Origin of the sequence: Chryseobacterium indologenes, from assembly GCF_001295265.1 — a bacterium.
Classification (GTDB): Bacteria; Bacteroidota; Bacteroidia; order Flavobacteriales; family Weeksellaceae; genus Chryseobacterium; species Chryseobacterium indologenes_A.
In genome coordinates this window covers 144,552-161,921 of sequence record NZ_LJOD01000008.1, presented here as the reverse complement: position 1 = coordinate 161,921, position 17,370 = coordinate 144,552, and the positions used below count along the sequence as shown (strand labels likewise).

The 17,370-nt window shown below is 37.5% G+C and carries 19 protein-coding genes; 10 read left to right on the top strand and 9 right to left on the bottom strand.

What is annotated here, in order from left to right:
- Positions 1-109: 109 nt before the first annotated feature.
- Positions 110-874, bottom strand: coding sequence for a hypothetical protein (locus AOB46_RS13405; RefSeq protein WP_062700169.1), 765 nt, complete (start codon positions 872-874; stop codon positions 110-112).
- Positions 875-1,135: 261 nt separating this feature from the next.
- Between AOB46_RS13405 and AOB46_RS13400 the strand changes: the two genes are divergently transcribed.
- Positions 1,136-3,592: an SEL1-like repeat protein gene (locus tag AOB46_RS13400; RefSeq protein ID WP_062700272.1), complete on the top strand. Its 2,457-nt coding sequence runs from the start codon at positions 1,136-1,138 to the stop codon at positions 3,590-3,592.
- Between the two features lie 233 nt (positions 3,593-3,825).
- Here AOB46_RS13400 and AOB46_RS13395 read toward each other — a convergent pair whose 3' ends face one another.
- The 7 genes from AOB46_RS13395 to AOB46_RS13365 are packed head-to-tail and all read right to left on the bottom strand — an operon-like array spanning position 3,826 to position 8,416.
- Positions 3,826-4,524, bottom strand: a complete 699-nt coding sequence (locus AOB46_RS13395) for a DUF2306 domain-containing protein (protein WP_082377134.1) — start codon at positions 4,522-4,524, stop codon at positions 3,826-3,828.
- A 5-nt stretch (positions 4,525-4,529) separates the two neighbouring features.
- Positions 4,530-4,988 carry a DUF2750 domain-containing protein gene (locus AOB46_RS13390; protein ID WP_062700167.1) on the bottom strand — a complete coding sequence of 153 codons (459 nt, stop codon included), beginning with the start codon at positions 4,986-4,988 and terminating at the stop codon, positions 4,530-4,532.
- A 35-nt stretch (positions 4,989-5,023) separates the two neighbouring features.
- Positions 5,024-5,605, bottom strand: a complete 582-nt coding sequence (nudK, locus tag AOB46_RS13385; protein ID WP_062700165.1) for a GDP-mannose pyrophosphatase NudK — start codon at positions 5,603-5,605, stop codon at positions 5,024-5,026.
- A 27-nt stretch (positions 5,606-5,632) separates the two neighbouring features.
- The gene (locus tag AOB46_RS13380; protein ID WP_062700164.1) at positions 5,633-6,547 is read right to left on the bottom strand and encodes a TIGR01777 family oxidoreductase; all 915 of its coding nucleotides are present in this window, start codon (positions 6,545-6,547) and stop codon (positions 5,633-5,635) included.
- 16 nt (positions 6,548-6,563) lie between these two features.
- Positions 6,564-6,908 (bottom strand): hypothetical protein, encoded by a 345-nt coding sequence (locus AOB46_RS13375; protein WP_062700162.1) that lies wholly within the window; start codon positions 6,906-6,908, stop codon positions 6,564-6,566.
- Positions 6,909-6,916: 8 nt separating this feature from the next.
- Positions 6,917-7,510, bottom strand: coding sequence for an HPP family protein (locus AOB46_RS13370; protein WP_062700160.1), 594 nt, complete (start codon positions 7,508-7,510; stop codon positions 6,917-6,919).
- Positions 7,511-8,416 (bottom strand): arginase family protein, encoded by a 906-nt coding sequence (locus tag AOB46_RS13365; RefSeq protein ID WP_062700270.1) that lies wholly within the window; start codon positions 8,414-8,416, stop codon positions 7,511-7,513. It lies immediately after the preceding gene.
- A gap of 409 nt (positions 8,417-8,825) precedes the next feature.
- Here AOB46_RS13365 and AOB46_RS23395 point away from each other — a divergent pair, with 409 nt between their 5' ends.
- From AOB46_RS23395 to AOB46_RS13345, 5 genes are all read left to right on the top strand, one after another.
- Complete coding sequence (locus AOB46_RS23395; RefSeq protein ID WP_157845063.1) at positions 8,826-8,993, top strand: hypothetical protein; 168 nt, start codon at positions 8,826-8,828, stop codon at positions 8,991-8,993.
- A gap of 184 nt (positions 8,994-9,177) precedes the next feature.
- Complete coding sequence (locus tag AOB46_RS13360) at positions 9,178-9,510, top strand: single-stranded DNA-binding protein (protein WP_062700158.1); 333 nt, start codon at positions 9,178-9,180, stop codon at positions 9,508-9,510.
- 14 nt (positions 9,511-9,524) lie between these two features.
- The gene (locus AOB46_RS13355) at positions 9,525-9,980 is read left to right on the top strand and encodes an HRDC domain-containing protein (RefSeq protein ID WP_241489211.1); all 456 of its coding nucleotides are present in this window, start codon (positions 9,525-9,527) and stop codon (positions 9,978-9,980) included.
- Between the two features lie 280 nt (positions 9,981-10,260).
- Entirely contained in the window at positions 10,261-11,613 is a 1,353-nt protein-coding gene (gene hisS, locus AOB46_RS13350) for a histidine--tRNA ligase (RefSeq protein ID WP_062700156.1), read from the top strand.
- Between the two features lie 8 nt (positions 11,614-11,621).
- Positions 11,622-12,956, top strand: coding sequence for a leucine-rich repeat domain-containing protein (locus AOB46_RS13345; protein ID WP_062700154.1), 1,335 nt, complete (start codon positions 11,622-11,624; stop codon positions 12,954-12,956).
- 31 nt (positions 12,957-12,987) lie between these two features.
- On the opposite strand, the gene AOB46_RS13340 is transcribed toward AOB46_RS13345, so the two are convergent.
- Positions 12,988-13,953: a dimethylarginine dimethylaminohydrolase family protein gene (locus AOB46_RS13340; protein ID WP_062700152.1), complete on the bottom strand. Its 966-nt coding sequence runs from the start codon at positions 13,951-13,953 to the stop codon at positions 12,988-12,990.
- 278 nt (positions 13,954-14,231) lie between these two features.
- Here AOB46_RS13340 and AOB46_RS13335 point away from each other — a divergent pair, with 278 nt between their 5' ends.
- The 4 genes from AOB46_RS13335 (at position 14,232) to AOB46_RS13320 (ending at position 17,251) form a co-directional block, all read left to right on the top strand.
- Positions 14,232-15,326 carry a leucine-rich repeat domain-containing protein gene (locus AOB46_RS13335; protein WP_062700150.1) on the top strand — a complete coding sequence of 365 codons (1,095 nt, stop codon included), beginning with the start codon at positions 14,232-14,234 and terminating at the stop codon, positions 15,324-15,326.
- 98 nt (positions 15,327-15,424) lie between these two features.
- A complete protein-coding gene (locus AOB46_RS13330; RefSeq protein ID WP_062700148.1) occupies positions 15,425-15,952 on the top strand; it encodes a PH domain-containing protein in 528 nt (175 codons plus the stop codon).
- Entirely contained in the window at positions 15,949-16,446 is a 498-nt protein-coding gene (locus AOB46_RS13325; protein ID WP_131724376.1) for a hypothetical protein, read from the top strand. Before AOB46_RS13330 ends, AOB46_RS13325 begins: the two co-directional genes overlap by 4 nt.
- A gap of 13 nt (positions 16,447-16,459) precedes the next feature.
- The gene (locus AOB46_RS13320) at positions 16,460-17,251 is read left to right on the top strand and encodes a class I SAM-dependent methyltransferase (RefSeq protein WP_062700144.1); all 792 of its coding nucleotides are present in this window, start codon (positions 16,460-16,462) and stop codon (positions 17,249-17,251) included.
- Positions 17,252-17,370: the final 119 nt, after the last annotated feature.

Below are 17,370 nucleotides of genomic sequence, written 5' to 3'. Positions count from 1 at the left end.
AAAAACAGCACCCGATCAGGTCCTGTTTCTATTAAATTGATTTAAGCTCAACCAAAAAAAGGTATAAAGGTTATTTGTAGAGATGTTATGAAATCTTTTAAGCCAAAGCTTAAGGTTCATCACAATCCATCTTCAGTTTCGTAAATATCTTATCAAAAGTTTTATATACAGTTCCTTCTTCGTCTACCGCCGGTCTGAAGCTGTTATTGGCACAATTATGAAATGAAATACCAATTAAATCAATTAATGCATAATCATCTTTTTGAGGATCATTAAACTTTGCATTAAAGGTTGCCATAACCGCCTGTGGGTTAGAATTTCTTCTGCTGCTGGCTTCTGCATGACTTTTCCATGTTGCATACATTTTTTGCTTGTCAGAGGCTGTTATAGCATCAATCTGTTCTCTGCAGGTATTGTAAAATTTACTGTTTTTCAGAGATGAAGGATCGGAAAAGGCGGTAATATCATCTTTGCTAAGCTGGTATTCATTTTCAAAAGTCTGCATTGCCTGTTTGTGAAGGTCTTTCCATACGGGCAGGTCAATTACTTTAAGACCATACAGTTCTTTCTTCTTTTCCTGATACTGCTGTTCCAGCTTTTGGAGATAGGTATTTTTATTTTTTCTTATATCTTCAAGCCCGGAAAGTTTGAATACGGTAGGACTGTCGAAATAAAGACCGCTGAACTTGTACAAAAGCTTATACGTATCGTCAATCTCACTCTTTTTATATTTTGCAGGATTAAAATATCCTTTATTGTCACAGCCGAAGGTCTGGTAGGAATACTGTACCAGGTTCTGAGTTTTACCGGAAGCTTTCTGTCCCCAGACTGCAAACGACATCATCAGGGAAAGCCCGGTTACTATTTTTTTCATATAGATTGAGAAATTATAGCCTCAAAATTAAGGTTTTAAATTCAAAAATAAAGGATATAATGCTCTTTTTAACGATTAATTTTCCCTGAATTTATGCAGGCCACAGCCTGTTTTTCATTTTCTTTTATTATTTTGCACGAAACATGGAGAGCAGTCAATCGGATCAGAAAAAGAAGAGTATATAAATGAATCAGAAACTGATTGGTAAGCAATGAAAAAACCAGCTTAAATTATCCTCCATGCAAATACACACAGATTATTATGGCACACCGTATTTATGTATATAATGTTGACGAGAAGAATAATGAGCAGTATCCCTGGTATTTAGGGGAATGGAATTACGAGATTCCGGTACTTTTGCTTCCTCTGTTTTTTGGAAACCCCAGGTCAAAAGGAAAGCTGATGTATTTTGACAGACAGGAAGGTGTTGCAAAACTGCGGACATTTTATCAATTGTTGGCAGATCATTACCAGCTGCATTATAAGAAGGTATATTATGAACCGGTGAATAAAATGTTTGAATTCCTGGATTTGCTCCCTTATGATACTTTAAAAATGGATGCCTGGGATGTTTTCAATATGAGTGAAGACAGGCATTCTGATCAGGCTAAAGACTGGATTGAAGACATAAAAGGCCAGTATTTTATCTACAATAAAGCCGTTAAGAAAATGGACCTGAAGGTTTTGGAAAACGCTTTCCTGGAAAGATCAGGATACCATTCATTCCTTGAAATTCTGGAAACAGACTGGATTAATTACGGACTGGGCTACTGGAATGATGAAGCCTATAAAGAGCACTACGAAACTTTTGAAGAAAATGGTTTCCAGGGGTTGACAGACAGTAAAGGAAATGTAATTGTTCCGGCAGTGTATGATGAAATCTATGATTTTAACGAGGAAGGAATTGCCGTTGTTCAGAAAAACAGCAAGTTCGGTTACCTTAAAAATGACGGTAATTTGGCCGTAGAATGCCTTTATCAGGATGTTTTGGAAGCATTCTCCATAAACGAAAAGAATTACGGGCTGGTTCAGGATGATGGTTTGTGGGGTATTATGGATATAAACGCAGGGCAGTGGTCGGTTCCGAATACCTTTGATGATCTGGAGCTGCTGAACCACAGAGGACTGTTCAATGCAAAAAAAGGAGAATATTTCAGACTGATTAACCCGCTAAATAAGGAAATAGTTGCCGGCAATTTTGAAACCCCGTTTAATTTTGATTATCAGGGTCTTGTTTTCAGAAAGCTGCCAGGGACTTCAAAGAGGGCTTATTATAACCTTGAAGGAGTTTATATGGGAGAATATCCTGAAGATACATTGTCTGAGATGGCTAACGGATATTATTGGGTAAATCCTAATAAATTTCAGCATAAAATCAGTATTATCCGACCGGACGGAAGTCTTCTGGATGAAGGAATTGACAAGCTGATTACACTGGATGGCTATACGGTGTCTGCTTACAGAAAAGATAAGAAATGGCGGATCTATGACACCGTCAGCTCGCAGTTCAGGCTCAGAGAACTTGAGATTGAAAATATTCAGGTTGATTCATTTGTTCAGGAAATGAAGAATGTGTTTATTGTTTCAGCTTCAGAAGGAACCGGACTTTATGATGCCTCGGAAGGCCACTGGCTGGTTCCGTTTTCCAGGGAACATCAGAAAATAGAATCATGTAGGCCGGAAATCTGCCGGATCATCCTTCAGAATGGAATGTTTTACTATGACCGGAAGACGGATGTTTCAAGTCCGACATATGACTATATCTGTGAAGGGATAGACTATGATAAGCAGCTTTTATGTCTTTTCAGAGGATCAGACATGCTGATACTGAACACAGACAGGAGACTTCAGAAAGTATCTGATTCTGAAATGGGGGCTCTGTATGAAAAAAGATATAACCTCCGCGGAAAGGACCAGAAATATTTCCTTGATTTTTACAAGAAATGGACTGAAAAAACCGGTCCGGGATATGAGAGCCACTTTGATAATGAAACCCTGAAATCTAAGGCTGCCAAAATGGAAAAAGAAGGAAACATCAGAGAGGCTGTCCGGCTTTACAAGATGGGTGCAGAGCGTGGAGATGCCTCTATGCAGACAAACCTCGCATTTATCCTTACCAATGGAGATTATCCTGAGTTTTATGATCTTCAGAAAGGGCTTTCCTGGTATGAAAAAGCAGCAAAACAAAACGAGTCTTATGCATGGAACAACTTAGGATACCATTACCACAATGGAATAGGATACCCCCAGGATATTCAGAAAGCATTGGAATGTTATGGTAAGGCGGCAGATCTGGGTAATGGTACGGCACTAGGTAATCTGGGAGATCTTTACTTTCATGGAAAATATGTGGAGCAAAATTATGATCTTGCCCTCGATTATTACAAAAAAGCAGAAAAAAAATACAATTTCAACCGGGAAAATATATCTGAGATCTACTACCAGAAAAGAGATTATGCAAATTTGCAGCGTTATCTGAGGCAGGACCATGAAGGTACTTATTCTCATATCTATTATGGAATCCTGTATGATCATGGCTTCGGTGTGAAACAGAATATTAAAAAAGCACTCAGATATTATGAAGATGCCCTGGAATATATGAACTATTTCTATGCTTTGGAAAGATTACTGTATTATTACAAAGAAGATCCCGATTTTGCTGATCCTGAAAAATATAAGAAGTGGAAAAAGTATGGTGAAGAGAATGATATGAGCTGACAAATATTTGATAATAATGCTTTTTTCACAATTTATTCAGGTTTGAATGATTGTTTTTTAATTTTAATGTAATAGTTTTGGTATAAACTTATTTAAACGTGACACTATACTTATTCCTGGGCTTTATTATCCTGATCTTTGGTGGGATTGCTTATTTTATGATGCGTTTTTTCAATCGCTGGACGAAGAACAGCAAATATGAAACGCTTTGGAATACATTGATTTTTATCGGCTCATTCGCTTTGGTGCTGTTTGTGGCAGGATTTATTTTTGTCAATAACATCAGTTTTGAACGTTGATATCTGCCGGTTTCTTTTAATGATGAAAAATGCAATTAAAAGATTGATAATCATAGACAGCCAGACATTAATCCCATAAAACAGCTCATAATCTTGAAAATTTTCATTGTAGAAGAGGTTTTTAATGATTCTGAAGGTAATGGCAGTAACGGTTACTGAATAGCTAAAGATCATAGAGCTTCTATGGCCGGAAATATCTCCTTTTTTAATGGAAAGTACCGCTTTCGTTGTAAAATAAGCCCAAAGCACATCCTGAATGGTAAAACCGGTAATTCCGATTAATCCGCCATTTGAGAAAATTCCCAGAACGAAACAGGCCGGCACATTGATGATGAGAATATTATAAACGTAAATTTTACCAATAATCCTGTGCAGCTTTCTGTTTTCCTGTAGAAACCGATTGGAAAACTGGGTTAAACCAGCCAGCAGACAAAGCGTTATCGAAAAAATATGGATATAGAAAAAAGCCATCCAGTACGGATTGTCAACCACCTGCTGCTTAAACAGTAGAAAGCCCACATTCTTTTCCAGTCCGGTATATTGGAAGATCGTCTGCAGCATGACAATACTGAATATCATCACAGAAAGTATAGCTAACGCATTAATGATCTTTATTCCAATAGACTTTGTCATCCTTTTTAATCCTCTAAAGTTTCTTTAACCTGGGCTTCCAGGTCCTCAATGCTTTCGAATTTCCTTAAATTGACAGATTTTCCTGTTTTCTTAAGTTCCTCAATAAGATTAAGAATCAGTTCCAGAGGTTCTGCTTCATATCCGAACAAATGAGTGTCAAATTGAGTTCCTGCAACCAATCCGTCCTGATTCATTCCCAGGCACCAGTTTTCGATAAAATCATTCAGAGAAATTTCTGATACTTCATAATGACTCCATTCCTTTTCAATACAGGATTTGGCCCTTGCATGATCAGACCAGAAGCAGATGATCTGTACAGGTTCGCCATCTTCATATTCCAGTTCGTTGGAATAGGAGACTGCAAATCCGGTTTCATCTTTTAAAGCATAAATGATTTCAGTTTCACAGACTTTTCTGATAAAGTCTTTATGGCGGTTTTCTACCGTAATATGATCTTGTAGCATATGTTTGTTAATTTCAGTATTGTATGAATTTCGAATTATAAAATTCCCTTAATTCTGAGGTGTTGCAGCAGCATAATTGTTTTGGCATCCCTGATTTCTCCGTTATCTATCATACCCAACGTTTTATCAAAGGGAAGTTCCAGTACTTCAATGTGTTCACCTTCCTCTTCCAGTCCGCCTCCGTCTGCTATCTTCATGTCATGAGAATATTCTGCAATGAAAAAATGCAGGATTTCAGTAACAGAACCGGGAGACATATATGCTTCAAATATTTTTTCAGCATTGGAGATTTTATATCCGGTTTCCTCTTCTGTTTCTCTTTTGATGCATTCTTCAGGGTGATCATTGTCCAGAAGCCCGGCACAGGCTTCAATAAGCATCCCGTCCTGGTTGCCGTTGATGTAAGTGGGAAGTCTGAACTGCCTGGTTAATATAACCGTTTTTAAAGTTTTATGATAAAGCAGGATAACTGCGCCGTTTCCGCGGTCATAAGCTTCTCTGCTCTGGATTTCTGTTGTACCGTCTTTCTTTGAAATAGAATACGTCACTTTATTTAAAGTGTACCAGTTATCTGAGAGAATTTCTGTTTGATTGATGGTTACTTGGGGGGTATGCATATAATAATTAACCTTTGATATAATGTGTTATGAATTGTTTTGAATTAATAAATCTTCCAAAGCTTTTTTCAGATCAGGAAATCTGAATCTGAATCCTGTACTCTGTATTTTTTGGGAGGAAGCCCTTGAACCCTTCAGAAGTGCGTCTGCCAGTTCTCCCAATATCATCTTTAAAACAAATGACGGGACATTGGGCATGAATAAAGGTTTCTTAAGAACCTCAGCGATTTTCTTCGTTAAGTTTTCGTTAGTTGTATGTTCCGGAGCAACAGCATTATAAGCACCGTTGATTTCAGTATTTTTCAAGGCTGCTTCATAAATTGAGCAAAGATCGTCGATATGAATCCAGGGCATATACTGTTTTCCGCTGCCTAAAGGAGACCCAATGCCATATTGTATTGTTGGAATCATTTTTTTCAAGGCTCCGTCTTTTTCTGAAAGTACTACGGCTGTTCTTATTTTTACCACTCTGTCTGCCAGATCCTGTTCTTTAAAATCATCCGCAGCTCTTTCCCACAGAATCACAACTTCGCTCAGGAAATCATTTCCCGGCATGTCATCTTCTGTATAAATGGTTTCCGTAGTTTCCGTACCATAAAAATTAATTCCCGAAGCAGAAATAAAAGACCTGAGCTTCATCTTTTTATCTCTTACTGCCTTCAGAAGGAGGCCCGCGGAATCCACACGGCTGGAGATTAGTTCTTCCTTCCGTTCTTTAGTCCAGCGTTTTTCAGAAATATTGGCTCCTGCGAGATGAATGATATGAGAAACCCCTTCCAGAGCAGCTTCATCAATTGTTCCTTTTCGGATATCCCATTCAAATTCATGTTCATGCTTCTTTTTTCTGGTCAGGAATCTTACTTCAAATTCCTTGCTTATCTTTTTAGACAGCTCCTGTGCGACCATGCCGCCTGCACCTGTGATCAGAACAATTTCCTTCATAATGATGAGGTTTGGGTTAATTTGGGTTTTTTACAATCAGGATAAAATCATCCTCCAGAAATTTATAGCCGTAGTCATAAATGAACCGGTACTCAGCACCATTTTTATACACCTTCAGATTCGTAAAATAATCGAAATCAAAACCTAGATTGTCTAATTTGGATTTGGGTACTTTTGCTTTCCCTTCCGTATTACACTCTGCAAGAATACGGTAATTTTTGCGGAGTTTATTGTTCACATTCCGCATCAGATTATTAGAATCTTTGTTCTGCTTATTGTTGTAGGCATTCCGGCAGGCGTCGTTGCAGAACTTTTTATCAGCCCTTCCGATAATTTTTTCGCCGCATTCCAGGCAGTTCATTGTTTCGTTTATTTTATGTGGTGGCTATGTCTTTTCTTTAACAGTCTTTTAAACCTGCTGTGGGAAGGGTAGCTTCGGTTAGGCGTTATATTATTGAAAAATAAAGCCACAATCAGCAGGATAATACACCCTGATAAAACAGGAGAGATAACATACCAGTACCCCAGCTCAGGAATTTTCCCCGTGGAACTTACAGCGATGAGTGCCGTAGCGCCGCCGGGCGGGTGGAGAGTTTTTGTGTACTGCATCAGAACAATAGAAAAAGCTACGGCCAATGGAGCTGAAAGCCAGATAATATCAGGGATAATCTTGTAAACAGTAACCCCTACAATAGCTGATAGAACATGTCCTCCGATCAGGTTTCTGGGCTGTGCCAGGGGACTCTGAATCGCTCCGTAAATCAAAACGCTTGAAGCGCCAAAAGAACCAATCAGGAATATATTTTCAGTCTCCGTTAAAGAATGCGATTGGATAAAAGCAATGATCCCGATTCCAAAAAATGCACCCAGAAAAGACCAGAAATGCTCTTTATAATCAACCAGCGTTTCCTTATAGATTACATACTTTGAGACCCTGAAAGTTCTTTTTATTGCCTTCTTCATTTACTCTTCTTTATTATTTATAATTTGAATTAAGTTATCGATAAATGGCCGGGTATAAACTCCTTCAGGATCATAGTCGGGATCAAGAATGGTAATTTGTATTCCGAAACATTTGGGTGACCTCACCAGAGGAACCAGCATTTCCGTGAGATGGCTATAATCAATTCCGTCTTCCATCCGGCTGTCTACTGCTGGCATAAGTTCATCTTTGAGAATGTCTACATCCAGATGGATGAAAAATCCGTCAAGATCCTTATGATGCACCATCGTGAGAAAATTTTCCGCTGTTTTTGCAGATCCGTTTTCTCTGAGACGGTCAAGATCATAATACTGAATATCCGAACGGATGATTTCTGCCGTATATTCTTCATCATCGGTTTCTGCATTTCCGGCACAGAATATATTTTCTTCCTGGAAATAAGGTTTAAGTCCGTCAATATCAGTCAGTTTTTCATGGCCGTATCCGGAAACAATGGCCAGATCCATACCGGCAGCGGCACCGGTTTCAGAAAGCGTGGATGGAATAAAATCAGTGTGACCGTCAAGATAAAAAAGTCCATAATTGCCCAGCTTTTTCAATGCCAGAGCATTTCCGATCAGAATACTACAGTCACCGCCCAGCATGATGTTGAAATGTTCAGCATGATGATTGTTCAGAATAAGTTCCGCTTGTTTTCGGGCATATTCAATGATCCTGTCTGCATTTCGTACACCAGATTCCTCATCCATATCCATGGAATATTCAGGAGCTTCCAGTCTAAAAATATGTTGTGGATCTATTCTTTTGTGGAAACCAAACTTTCTGAGCCAGTCCGGAAGTTTCCTTACACCGGGTTCTGTCTCATGATCTTTTTTCTTAAGACCCAGATTGAGAGGGAACTCAAAAATACTGATGTTTCTTTCCATAAAAAGAAATTTTCTCAAAGATACGGAATTATCCGTTTGCAAACGGATAGATCTTCAATGAATATACCTTCAGAATAAATTAAAACAGAAACATAAAAATGCATGATTCAATTCGTTTTAATATCAGAAAACGAAATTAACTGCATTCTTTTAAGAAGAAAATAAAAAAACTGTATCCGGAACACCTCCCCCCCCCCGGACACCGTCAGAGAAAATAATTATTAACCTCAATTTGGGATAAGAACTTATGAAGCCCGTCAATGATACTTGTTCATCTTTTAAGATCGTCTGAGCTTCAGGAACTTTCGGTATTATACAACAACACACTTAAAATTTATCAAAATCAGTATTCCGGGAGGCTTGAAAAGGGCTTGCCATATAAGAAGATATAATCAGCAATCAGAAGTTCATGATTTTCCTTAAGGTTATCGGGCATCTGTTTTTTGAAAAAATGGAAGATTTTTACTCAAAATTTATTCCTACTAAAGAAATTCTTGAAAAAGATGCAAAAAATTATACCTATGTGGATGAGGGTATTCAAATCAGTAGAGTGGTGGTCTGGAGTTACTATCAATAAAGAATTTAACAGGTTTCAAAGACTGTAATTTTTTACTTCATTATCCGTTTACAAACGACTACAAATGAATTTAAATAGTTTATAACCGACTATGCTTTGAGGAAGTGGCAATCTTTGCAACAGAGATTTGAGAAAACAGTGAACGTCTCTGATCTGAATTATTAATCTTAAAAATTTTAAAGCTATGTCACTAAGAAACAAAGTAACATTAATTGGTTACACAGGAAAAGAAGTAGAAATAGTAAACTTCGACAACGGAACTCTGAAAGCGAGCGTGTCTCTGGCTACTAATGATCACTACACCAACGCAAAAGGAGAAAAGGTGGAAGAAACACAATGGCATAATCTGATTGCTTTCGGAAAACCGGCGGAAATACTTCAGAAGTACGCTCCCAAAGGAAAAGAAATTGCTATTGAAGGAAAGCTGACGTACCGGTCATATGATGACAAAGATGGTATTAAGCGGCATATAACAGAAATCAGAGTAGACGAAATTCTACTGCTGGGAGGAAAATAATTCTAAAAGCACAAATGATGAAAGTAAAGGTTTTTAAAATCAGGCTTCCGGAAGAATTTTTATATAAAGATCAAAAAATGCTTGATGATTTCCTGGAAGTGAATGAAATTATAAAAGTAGAAACAGCTTTTGTAAATGACGAATGTTATTGGTCTGTCATATTGTATTTTGAAGAGGTAAAGCCCCTGAAAAATATAGTAAGAGAATCCAAAGTGGTAAAATACTCTGCTGATAATGAGATTTTAAGCTCTGATGAAGAACAGATTCTGACTGCCCTGAAGCTCTGGAGATCAGAAAAAGCAAGAGAACAGAACCTGCCCACCTACTTCATTGCGAGTAATAAAGAATTGGTATCGGTGGCGAAGTATAAACCCGCAAAAAAAGAGGAACTGCTTGATATTAAAGGTTTCGGAAAACATAAGATTGAAAATTATGGTGAAGAAATTCTGGAGATCCTTGAAAGTGTCTGATTTTTCAGAATAAATGATTACCTAACAGCAAAAGCTGAAGAAGATTGCTTCTTCGGCTTTTTTATGCTGGGTTAAGTCCCTGTAATTCCTTATTTTTGCAAGGCTTATCAAAAAATGTCATTGAATCTTTGTTTTTCAAACTGAAAAGTTCCGGAAATAAAGAATATCAAAGGTTTTCAAAAATTGAATGTTCAGGAATTAAAAGAACTGATGGACCACTTCTTGAGCCGGAGATCCCTGATAAGTATTTAATTATTAATATTATTTACCCCATTATACAATGAAGCCAAGTTTAGCAAGAGGAACACGTGATTTTTCCGCATTGGAAGTTTCAAGACGACGATATATCATCAATACACTGCAGAAGAACTTTGAATTGTTTGGATTTCAGCCATTAGAAACTCCAAGTTTTGAAAATCTTTCAACATTAACCGGAAAGTATGGAGAGGAGGGAGATCGTTTGATCTTTAAAATATTAAATTCAGGAAATTATCTGGATAAAGTTTCTGAAGATGAGCTTACTGTTGAAAATCATCAGGCATTAACAAAGAAAATCTCAGAGAAAGCTTTGAGATATGATTTAACAGTTCCTTTCGCACGATATGTGGCTATGAATCAGGGACAGCTTGTTTTTCCTTTTAAACGCTACCAGATTCAACCGGTCTGGAGAGCAGACAGACCTGCAAAAGGAAGGTTCAGAGAGTTTTATCAATGTGATGCTGATGTGGTAGGAAGTAAAAGCCTGTTACAGGAAGTAGAGCTCGTTCAGCTTTATCTGAAGTCTTTTGCAGAGCTGGGAGTATCCGTAACGATTCACATGAACAACAGAAAAATCCTTTCCGGATTAGCCGAATATGCAGGGATTACAGATAAGCTGATTGATTTTACTGTGGCTTTAGATAAGTTGGATAAAATCGGAAGAGACGGAGTTGTTAAAGAATTACTGGAAAGAGAAATTTCTCAGGAATCTATAGACAAACTGGATTTCTTATTTGAGCAGTCTGATGATGCACTGGAAAACCTTCTTCAACTGAAAGAAAAATTTGCAGGAAACGAAATCGGATTAAAAGGAGTGGAAGAATTGGAATTTGTTCTTACCCAATCACTGAATCTGGGAGTTGATATGCAGAACCTCGTATTCAATATTACCCTTGCCAGAGGATTAGATTATTATACCGGGGCTATTTTTGAAGTAAAAGCAGATGAAGCAGCAATGGGATCTATCGGCGGTGGCGGCAGATATGATAACCTTACAGAAGTTTTTGGTGTTAAAAATATTCCGGGAATCGGAATTTCTTTCGGACTGGACAGAATTTATCTGGTTATGGAGGAACTTAATCTGTTTCCTGAAGAAGCATCTTCCTCAATAGAATACCTGTTTGCCAATTTTGGAGGAGAAGAAACAACCGAAGCTTTAAAGCTGATTATGCAGCTGAGAGGAAAAGGAATTTCAGCAGAACTCTATCCGGAGAATTCAAAACTCAATAAACAATTTACCTATGCCGAAAAGAAAGGAATTAAAAACCTTGTTTTCCTGGGTGAGGAAGAAATAAAAAATAGCACAGTGACTTTTAAAAATCTTGAAGCGGGAGAACAGAAAACAGTTTCCGTAGAAGAATTTTTAAATCTCTAATAAATTTCATGATTAAGAAAGTTCTTTATTTGGGCTGGCTGGCATTGGCGGTTACCGTCAGTGCCCAGGTTTCCCTTCCTCCGGGACCTTCGGATCCTTATGCTTATAATGCAGAAAAAAAGAGCATATCATTAAATAATATCAAAGACTTTCCCAAAGAAATTTTAAAAAGAGATCTTAAAATCTTAAAGATAAGAGCTCATGAAAGTTTCCGGGAAATTCCCGCGGAAATAAAGAACTTTAAAAATCTTGAGGATTTTGAATTGATCAGCTATGGAGGAAATATCACCTTTCCTGAAAGTTTTGCAGATCTTCAAAATATAAAAAGAATAAATATCAGCCTTAGAGGAAGTGAATTCCCACAGCCAGTTTTAAAACTTAAAAATTTGCAGGATTTTAAATATGGAGATAAAAAGCTTAAAAACTGGCCGGAAAATCTCGGAGATCTGGAAAATCTTAAAATACTGGATTTATCCTATTTCAGATCGGTGGATACTAATTTTGCAAACCTTCCGGCGTTGATATTACCCAAAAGCATAGGAAACCTGAAGAGTCTGGAACAATTTATTGCGGTCAGCAATCAGATGAAGAGCCTTCCTGATGAAATAGAAGGTCTGACTTCGTTAAAAGACCTGGATCTGGGTTACAACAGCCTGACTGATTTACCTGAACGTTTTGGCTTTCTCAGGAATCTGACCAAGCTGAACCTTCAACAGAACCGGTTTACTGTACTCCCAAAAGCAATCTCTGGACTGGAAAATCTTCAGGAGCTTAATCTTAATTTTTGCCTGATTGAAAAAATTCCTTTTGTAACAGAAAATCTGAAGTCCCTGAAGATATTGGGGATGGCAGGAAATAAGATATCTTCCGATGTAAAAAAACTGTATTCAATTCCCAATCTCGAAGAGCTGAATGTATACGAATGTGGAATCAGTAAAATTCCTTCCGGAGCAGGAAATATGAAGCATTTGAAATTCCTGAATATCGGAGCTAACCCGCTTTATTCCGAATCTGTTAAAGAACTGTACACTCTCACTGGCTTAGAAATACTGGAAATGGGCAGCTGTAAGCTTGAAAGCCTTCCATCAGGAATTAAGCTGCTTAAAAACCTGAAGAAATTAGGTCTTGATAAAAATAAAATATCTCAGGATAATCTGAAAGAGATCTATGATTTGGAAAATCTTGAATCACTGGACCTTTCGGAATGCCAGATTAATACCATTCCCAAAGGAATTGAAAAACTCAGAAATCTGAAGAGCCTTTATCTGTGGGGAAATAAAATATCCCAAACTGATATTGAGGAATTGAAAAAAGCATTACCTTATACCGATATCCGCATTTAAATAAAATTGCAAACATTCAAAATTTTATTTCTTAATGCCTTAAAAGAGGTTGTGTACTGCAACGAAAAGAGCCTCCAAAGCTTCTGCTGATCGAAAAATCAATATATTCCACTTTGATGTTTTCCTGTTCAATCTGGGCTCCGATGTGTTTGAAAGCAGGATCTGTAATATAAACATCAGGTGATACAGGAAGGCCGTTGGTGGCCAGATTCATGGCTTCATCTAAAGTTACGCGTATTTTTTTCCAATCTTTCAGGGAAGCTGGTATTCCATCTAAAAATGCTTCTTCGCATACGATCATCAGTCCTTCTCTTACAAATCCGAGAGCACAGTCCAGATGCAGAATGTCGGGATGAAGCCTGATCTGTTCAACAGTATATCCCTGTGGTTTTAAAAGCTTTCTTAGCCATTGAATTCCCAGCTCATTGGAAGCGAGACCGGAGTTTCCTACAAAGACCTGTTTGCCTAATACAAGAACATCTCCACCTTCCAGAAACGGACCTTTCCCCAATGTAGAATCTCCGGGATCAGCAATTTCAGGATGAGGTACTGCCACATAACCACATTCTTCGGGGTATACTTCCTGAAAAAAGAGATCCCGTACCGGGAAAACTTCATTTCTGCGGTGTAAAAAACGAAGCGATGATTCAATAACGAAATTTCCCACCGTAAAAAAGGGATCTCTGACGAAAAAGTTAGAATATCCTGCAGTTCCCACGGCTTCTTTTTCTGTAGAAGATAATTTACGGGGACGAAGAACTTCTACACCATACTTTTCCAGTGTTTTTTTAAGATTTTCCCTTTCGTTTTCCCATTGTTTCTGAAGTTCAGGAAAAGCCTCAGCATAATCTTTTCCTTTATTCTCAAGGTTTTCTTTTATGGCTTCTTCACTCAGGAAACGCAGGTCTTCCGGCCTGGGTTCTTTGGGGAAACCAAATTCAGACTGGGCGAGAACTACTTTTTTTAAGGGAGAAAATTCATTTTCAACAAAGATCATAAGAGGAAGTTTGATATACTATGATGACAAAAGTATTTAAAATTTAATGAATGTCAATGTCTGAAGTAATAACAGTCTGGAAAATTATAAAAATTACTTATTTTTAGACGAAATTTAGAAAGATATAAATAGTCTGCCTAATTATGGGGTTTGTGGAATTGGTTCGTTTTCTTAGATACTTTTTTAATTAAGAAAAACTGTTCAGCTAAACAGGAATTACAAAATGATGTATTCCCCGTAACCTGATGACTGTTGAATAATTTTAGAGATTAAAAACCATGAACAGAAAAATAGTATCTGTAATTTTTATCTGCGCTGCTTTGATGTGCAGTGCCCAATATTCGGAAACCTACCGTTTCGAGCGGCAGGATCTTACCAAAGAAAATGAAGTAGTGTCGTTAGATGAGTTAAAAGAATTTCCCAAACATATTCTTGACTGGAAGAAAATGAGGGTTCTGAGTATTATCAGCGAAAGAGAATTTACGGAAATACCAAAAGATATAGATCGTCTGGAAAACCTCGAGAAGTTCAGCATGAGCGGAAGTACGGGGGTAACCAAATTTCCGAATTCATTTTCCAGACTGAATAAACTGCATGAAATTACTATTCATTCCATATTCATCAAAGAATTTCCCCAGCAGATTATCAGGGTTAAAAATCTGGAAAGCCTTGGCTTTTTCTGTCCTTTTCTGGAAGAATATCCTTCCAACCTGGGAGACATGAAAAATCTAAAAACTCTGAACCTTGCATGCAGAACAATTGATAAAGCGATTGTAGACGAAAAGGATTTTATTTTCCGACCTTTGGTGATTCCCAAAAGCATAGGGAGTTTAAAGAAACTGGAAGCCCTTTCAGTAAGCCAGAGCATGCTTCAGAGCCTGCCGGATGAAATAGGAGATTTACAAAACCTGAAAAGACTGGATCTATCCATAAATCAACTGAAAACCCTTCCTGTGAGCCTTTCTAAGCTTAAAAATCTTGTAGAAATAACCTTAGATCATAATAGTTTTAAGGAATTTCCTTCCGCATTGTACGATATTGAGAATTTAGTGAAGGTAAATTACAATAATAACACGATTCAGAATATTCCTTCGGGTATGGAAAAAATGAAAAACCTCAAATATTTCTTTGCTTCAAAATGCAAGATTAGCCCATCCGCCCTTACCGGGCTCTACAACGCTTCAAATCTGGAAATCATTGATCTCTCGGACTGCCAGATCGAAAGTCTTCCGCCGGGAATTGAGAAACTTATCCATCTGAAAACGCTGTTCCTTTCGGGAAACAAAATTTCTTCTGCGGAAGCCGAAAGCCTGAGAAAGAAACTGCCCAATACCAAAATACATCTGAATAGTCCGGCAAAAAGAGGATTCTAGACAGGGGTGTAAAAGAAAGATAGCTTTCATTACAGTTTTTTAATAATAATAAAATCATTTTTTGCGGAGAAATAGTAATTTAGCTGTAAAATAAAACCATGGATAGCAGATCAAGATTAGACGAAATAAAAGATGAGCTCGAAAAGCTGGATATCAATCCTACCTTTTTTGCCAGAAAAGAGATACGTGCGCTTCCAAGCATTCTTTCAGCAGATGAAAAAATTGTTTATCTTGTTGAAGGACGGAGTAAAACGACCAATCATCACATCATCTTAACGGCAACAGACCGTAGATTGATTTTTGTAGATAAAGAATTTATGTACGGTCTGAAAGTACAGGATTTTTCCTACGATAAAATAAGTTCCATACAATACGAGACCTCATTTATGCTGGGCTCTATTGATATCCATGTTGCAGATGACATTGTTGAGATAGATGGTGTAGGAAAATATGAAGCAGAATTATTCTGTGAAAAAGTAAGAGATTTCATGTCCAGACCGAAGGTGCCCGCGTATGAACCTATGCTTTTTGAATTGCTGGAACAATTGGAAAGGTTAAAAGAAGGCGGCATGATTAGTGAAGAAGAATTTACGGAGCAGAAGAAAATGCTGCTTAATCAGATATGAAGTTATTGCACTTACTTTTAATGTTATGCTTTATTGTTTCCTGCACAAGCCGGAAGAATAGAGAAGCCTACATCAAGGAAACCGACCGTCAGACTCAGTTACTCGATACCGGTACCGGATTAAAAAAAGACAGCATTGTTTCCGGAATCAGTAGTGGAGGAGAGGATAAAATAGTTTCAACTGTAAGCGTGATCTTTAATCCCGAACATCCGGAATATATAAAGATAGAGAAGAAGACAGGAGCGGATTATACTTATAATAATCAGTTCTATTATAAAAACCGAAAGCTTATCAAAGCGAAAATACAAATTAAAAATAATACAGATTCCGGGAATCCGGATGCAGACTACAGGGCTGTTTACTATTTACATCGTAACAGGTGTATTAAAGAAGTGAATAAAGATCCCAAAAGATCAGACTGTCATAAAATAAAAGATGATTCAGAGACAGCCCTCTTAGATGGATTTCCGTTACTCCCGGGGAACATGAAATAAACAACAAACCATTATGGAAAATTATTTAGAAATCAATAAAAAATCATGGAATGCTAAAGTAGAACCTCATCTGAAGTCGGATTTTTACTTTGTAGATGAATTCCTGAAAGGAAGAAGTTCATTAAATTCTATAGAACTGGATCTTCTTGGAGATGTACAAGGGAAAACAATCCTGCATTTACAGTGTCATTTCGGACAGGATTCCATTTCGCTTTCCAGAATGGGGGCGAATGTTACCGGAATTGATCTTTCAGATAAAGCTATTGAAACAGCAAAAGATCTGGCACAGAAATGCGGTACTGATACAACATTTATCTGTTCCGATGTATATGACCTACCCAATGTCCTTGATCAGAAATTTGATATTGTTTACACCAGCTATGGCACTATAGGCTGGCTTCCGGACCTTGATAAATGGGCGGGGGTAATCAGTCATTTCCTGAAGCCGGGAGGAAAATTCATCATGGCAGAATTTCATCCTGTAGTATGGATGTTTGATGATGATTTTACCAAAGTTGCCTACAACTATTTCAATGAAAAGCCTATCGTAGAAACCTATGAAGGAACTTATGCAGATCAGTCAGCAGATATTGTGCAGGAATATGTAATGTGGAACCATTCACTGGCAGAAGTTCTGCAAAGTTTACTCCAGAACGGAATTGAGCTGAAAACTTTCCAGGAATTCGATTGGTCTCCATACCCATGCTTCAGACATGTAGATGAATTTGAAAAAGGAAAATGGAGAATCCCTCAGTTCGGAAACAAAATACCCATTGTGTTTGCTTTGGCAGCAGATAAAAAATAATAGCTGTTAAAACATGAGTTACCGGGTAAAATAATCTTATAGTTTTAACGCTTACGATTATTAAACCTAAGGTTTCTATATCTCAAAGCACAATTAAAAAAGTCACCGTAATATAATTA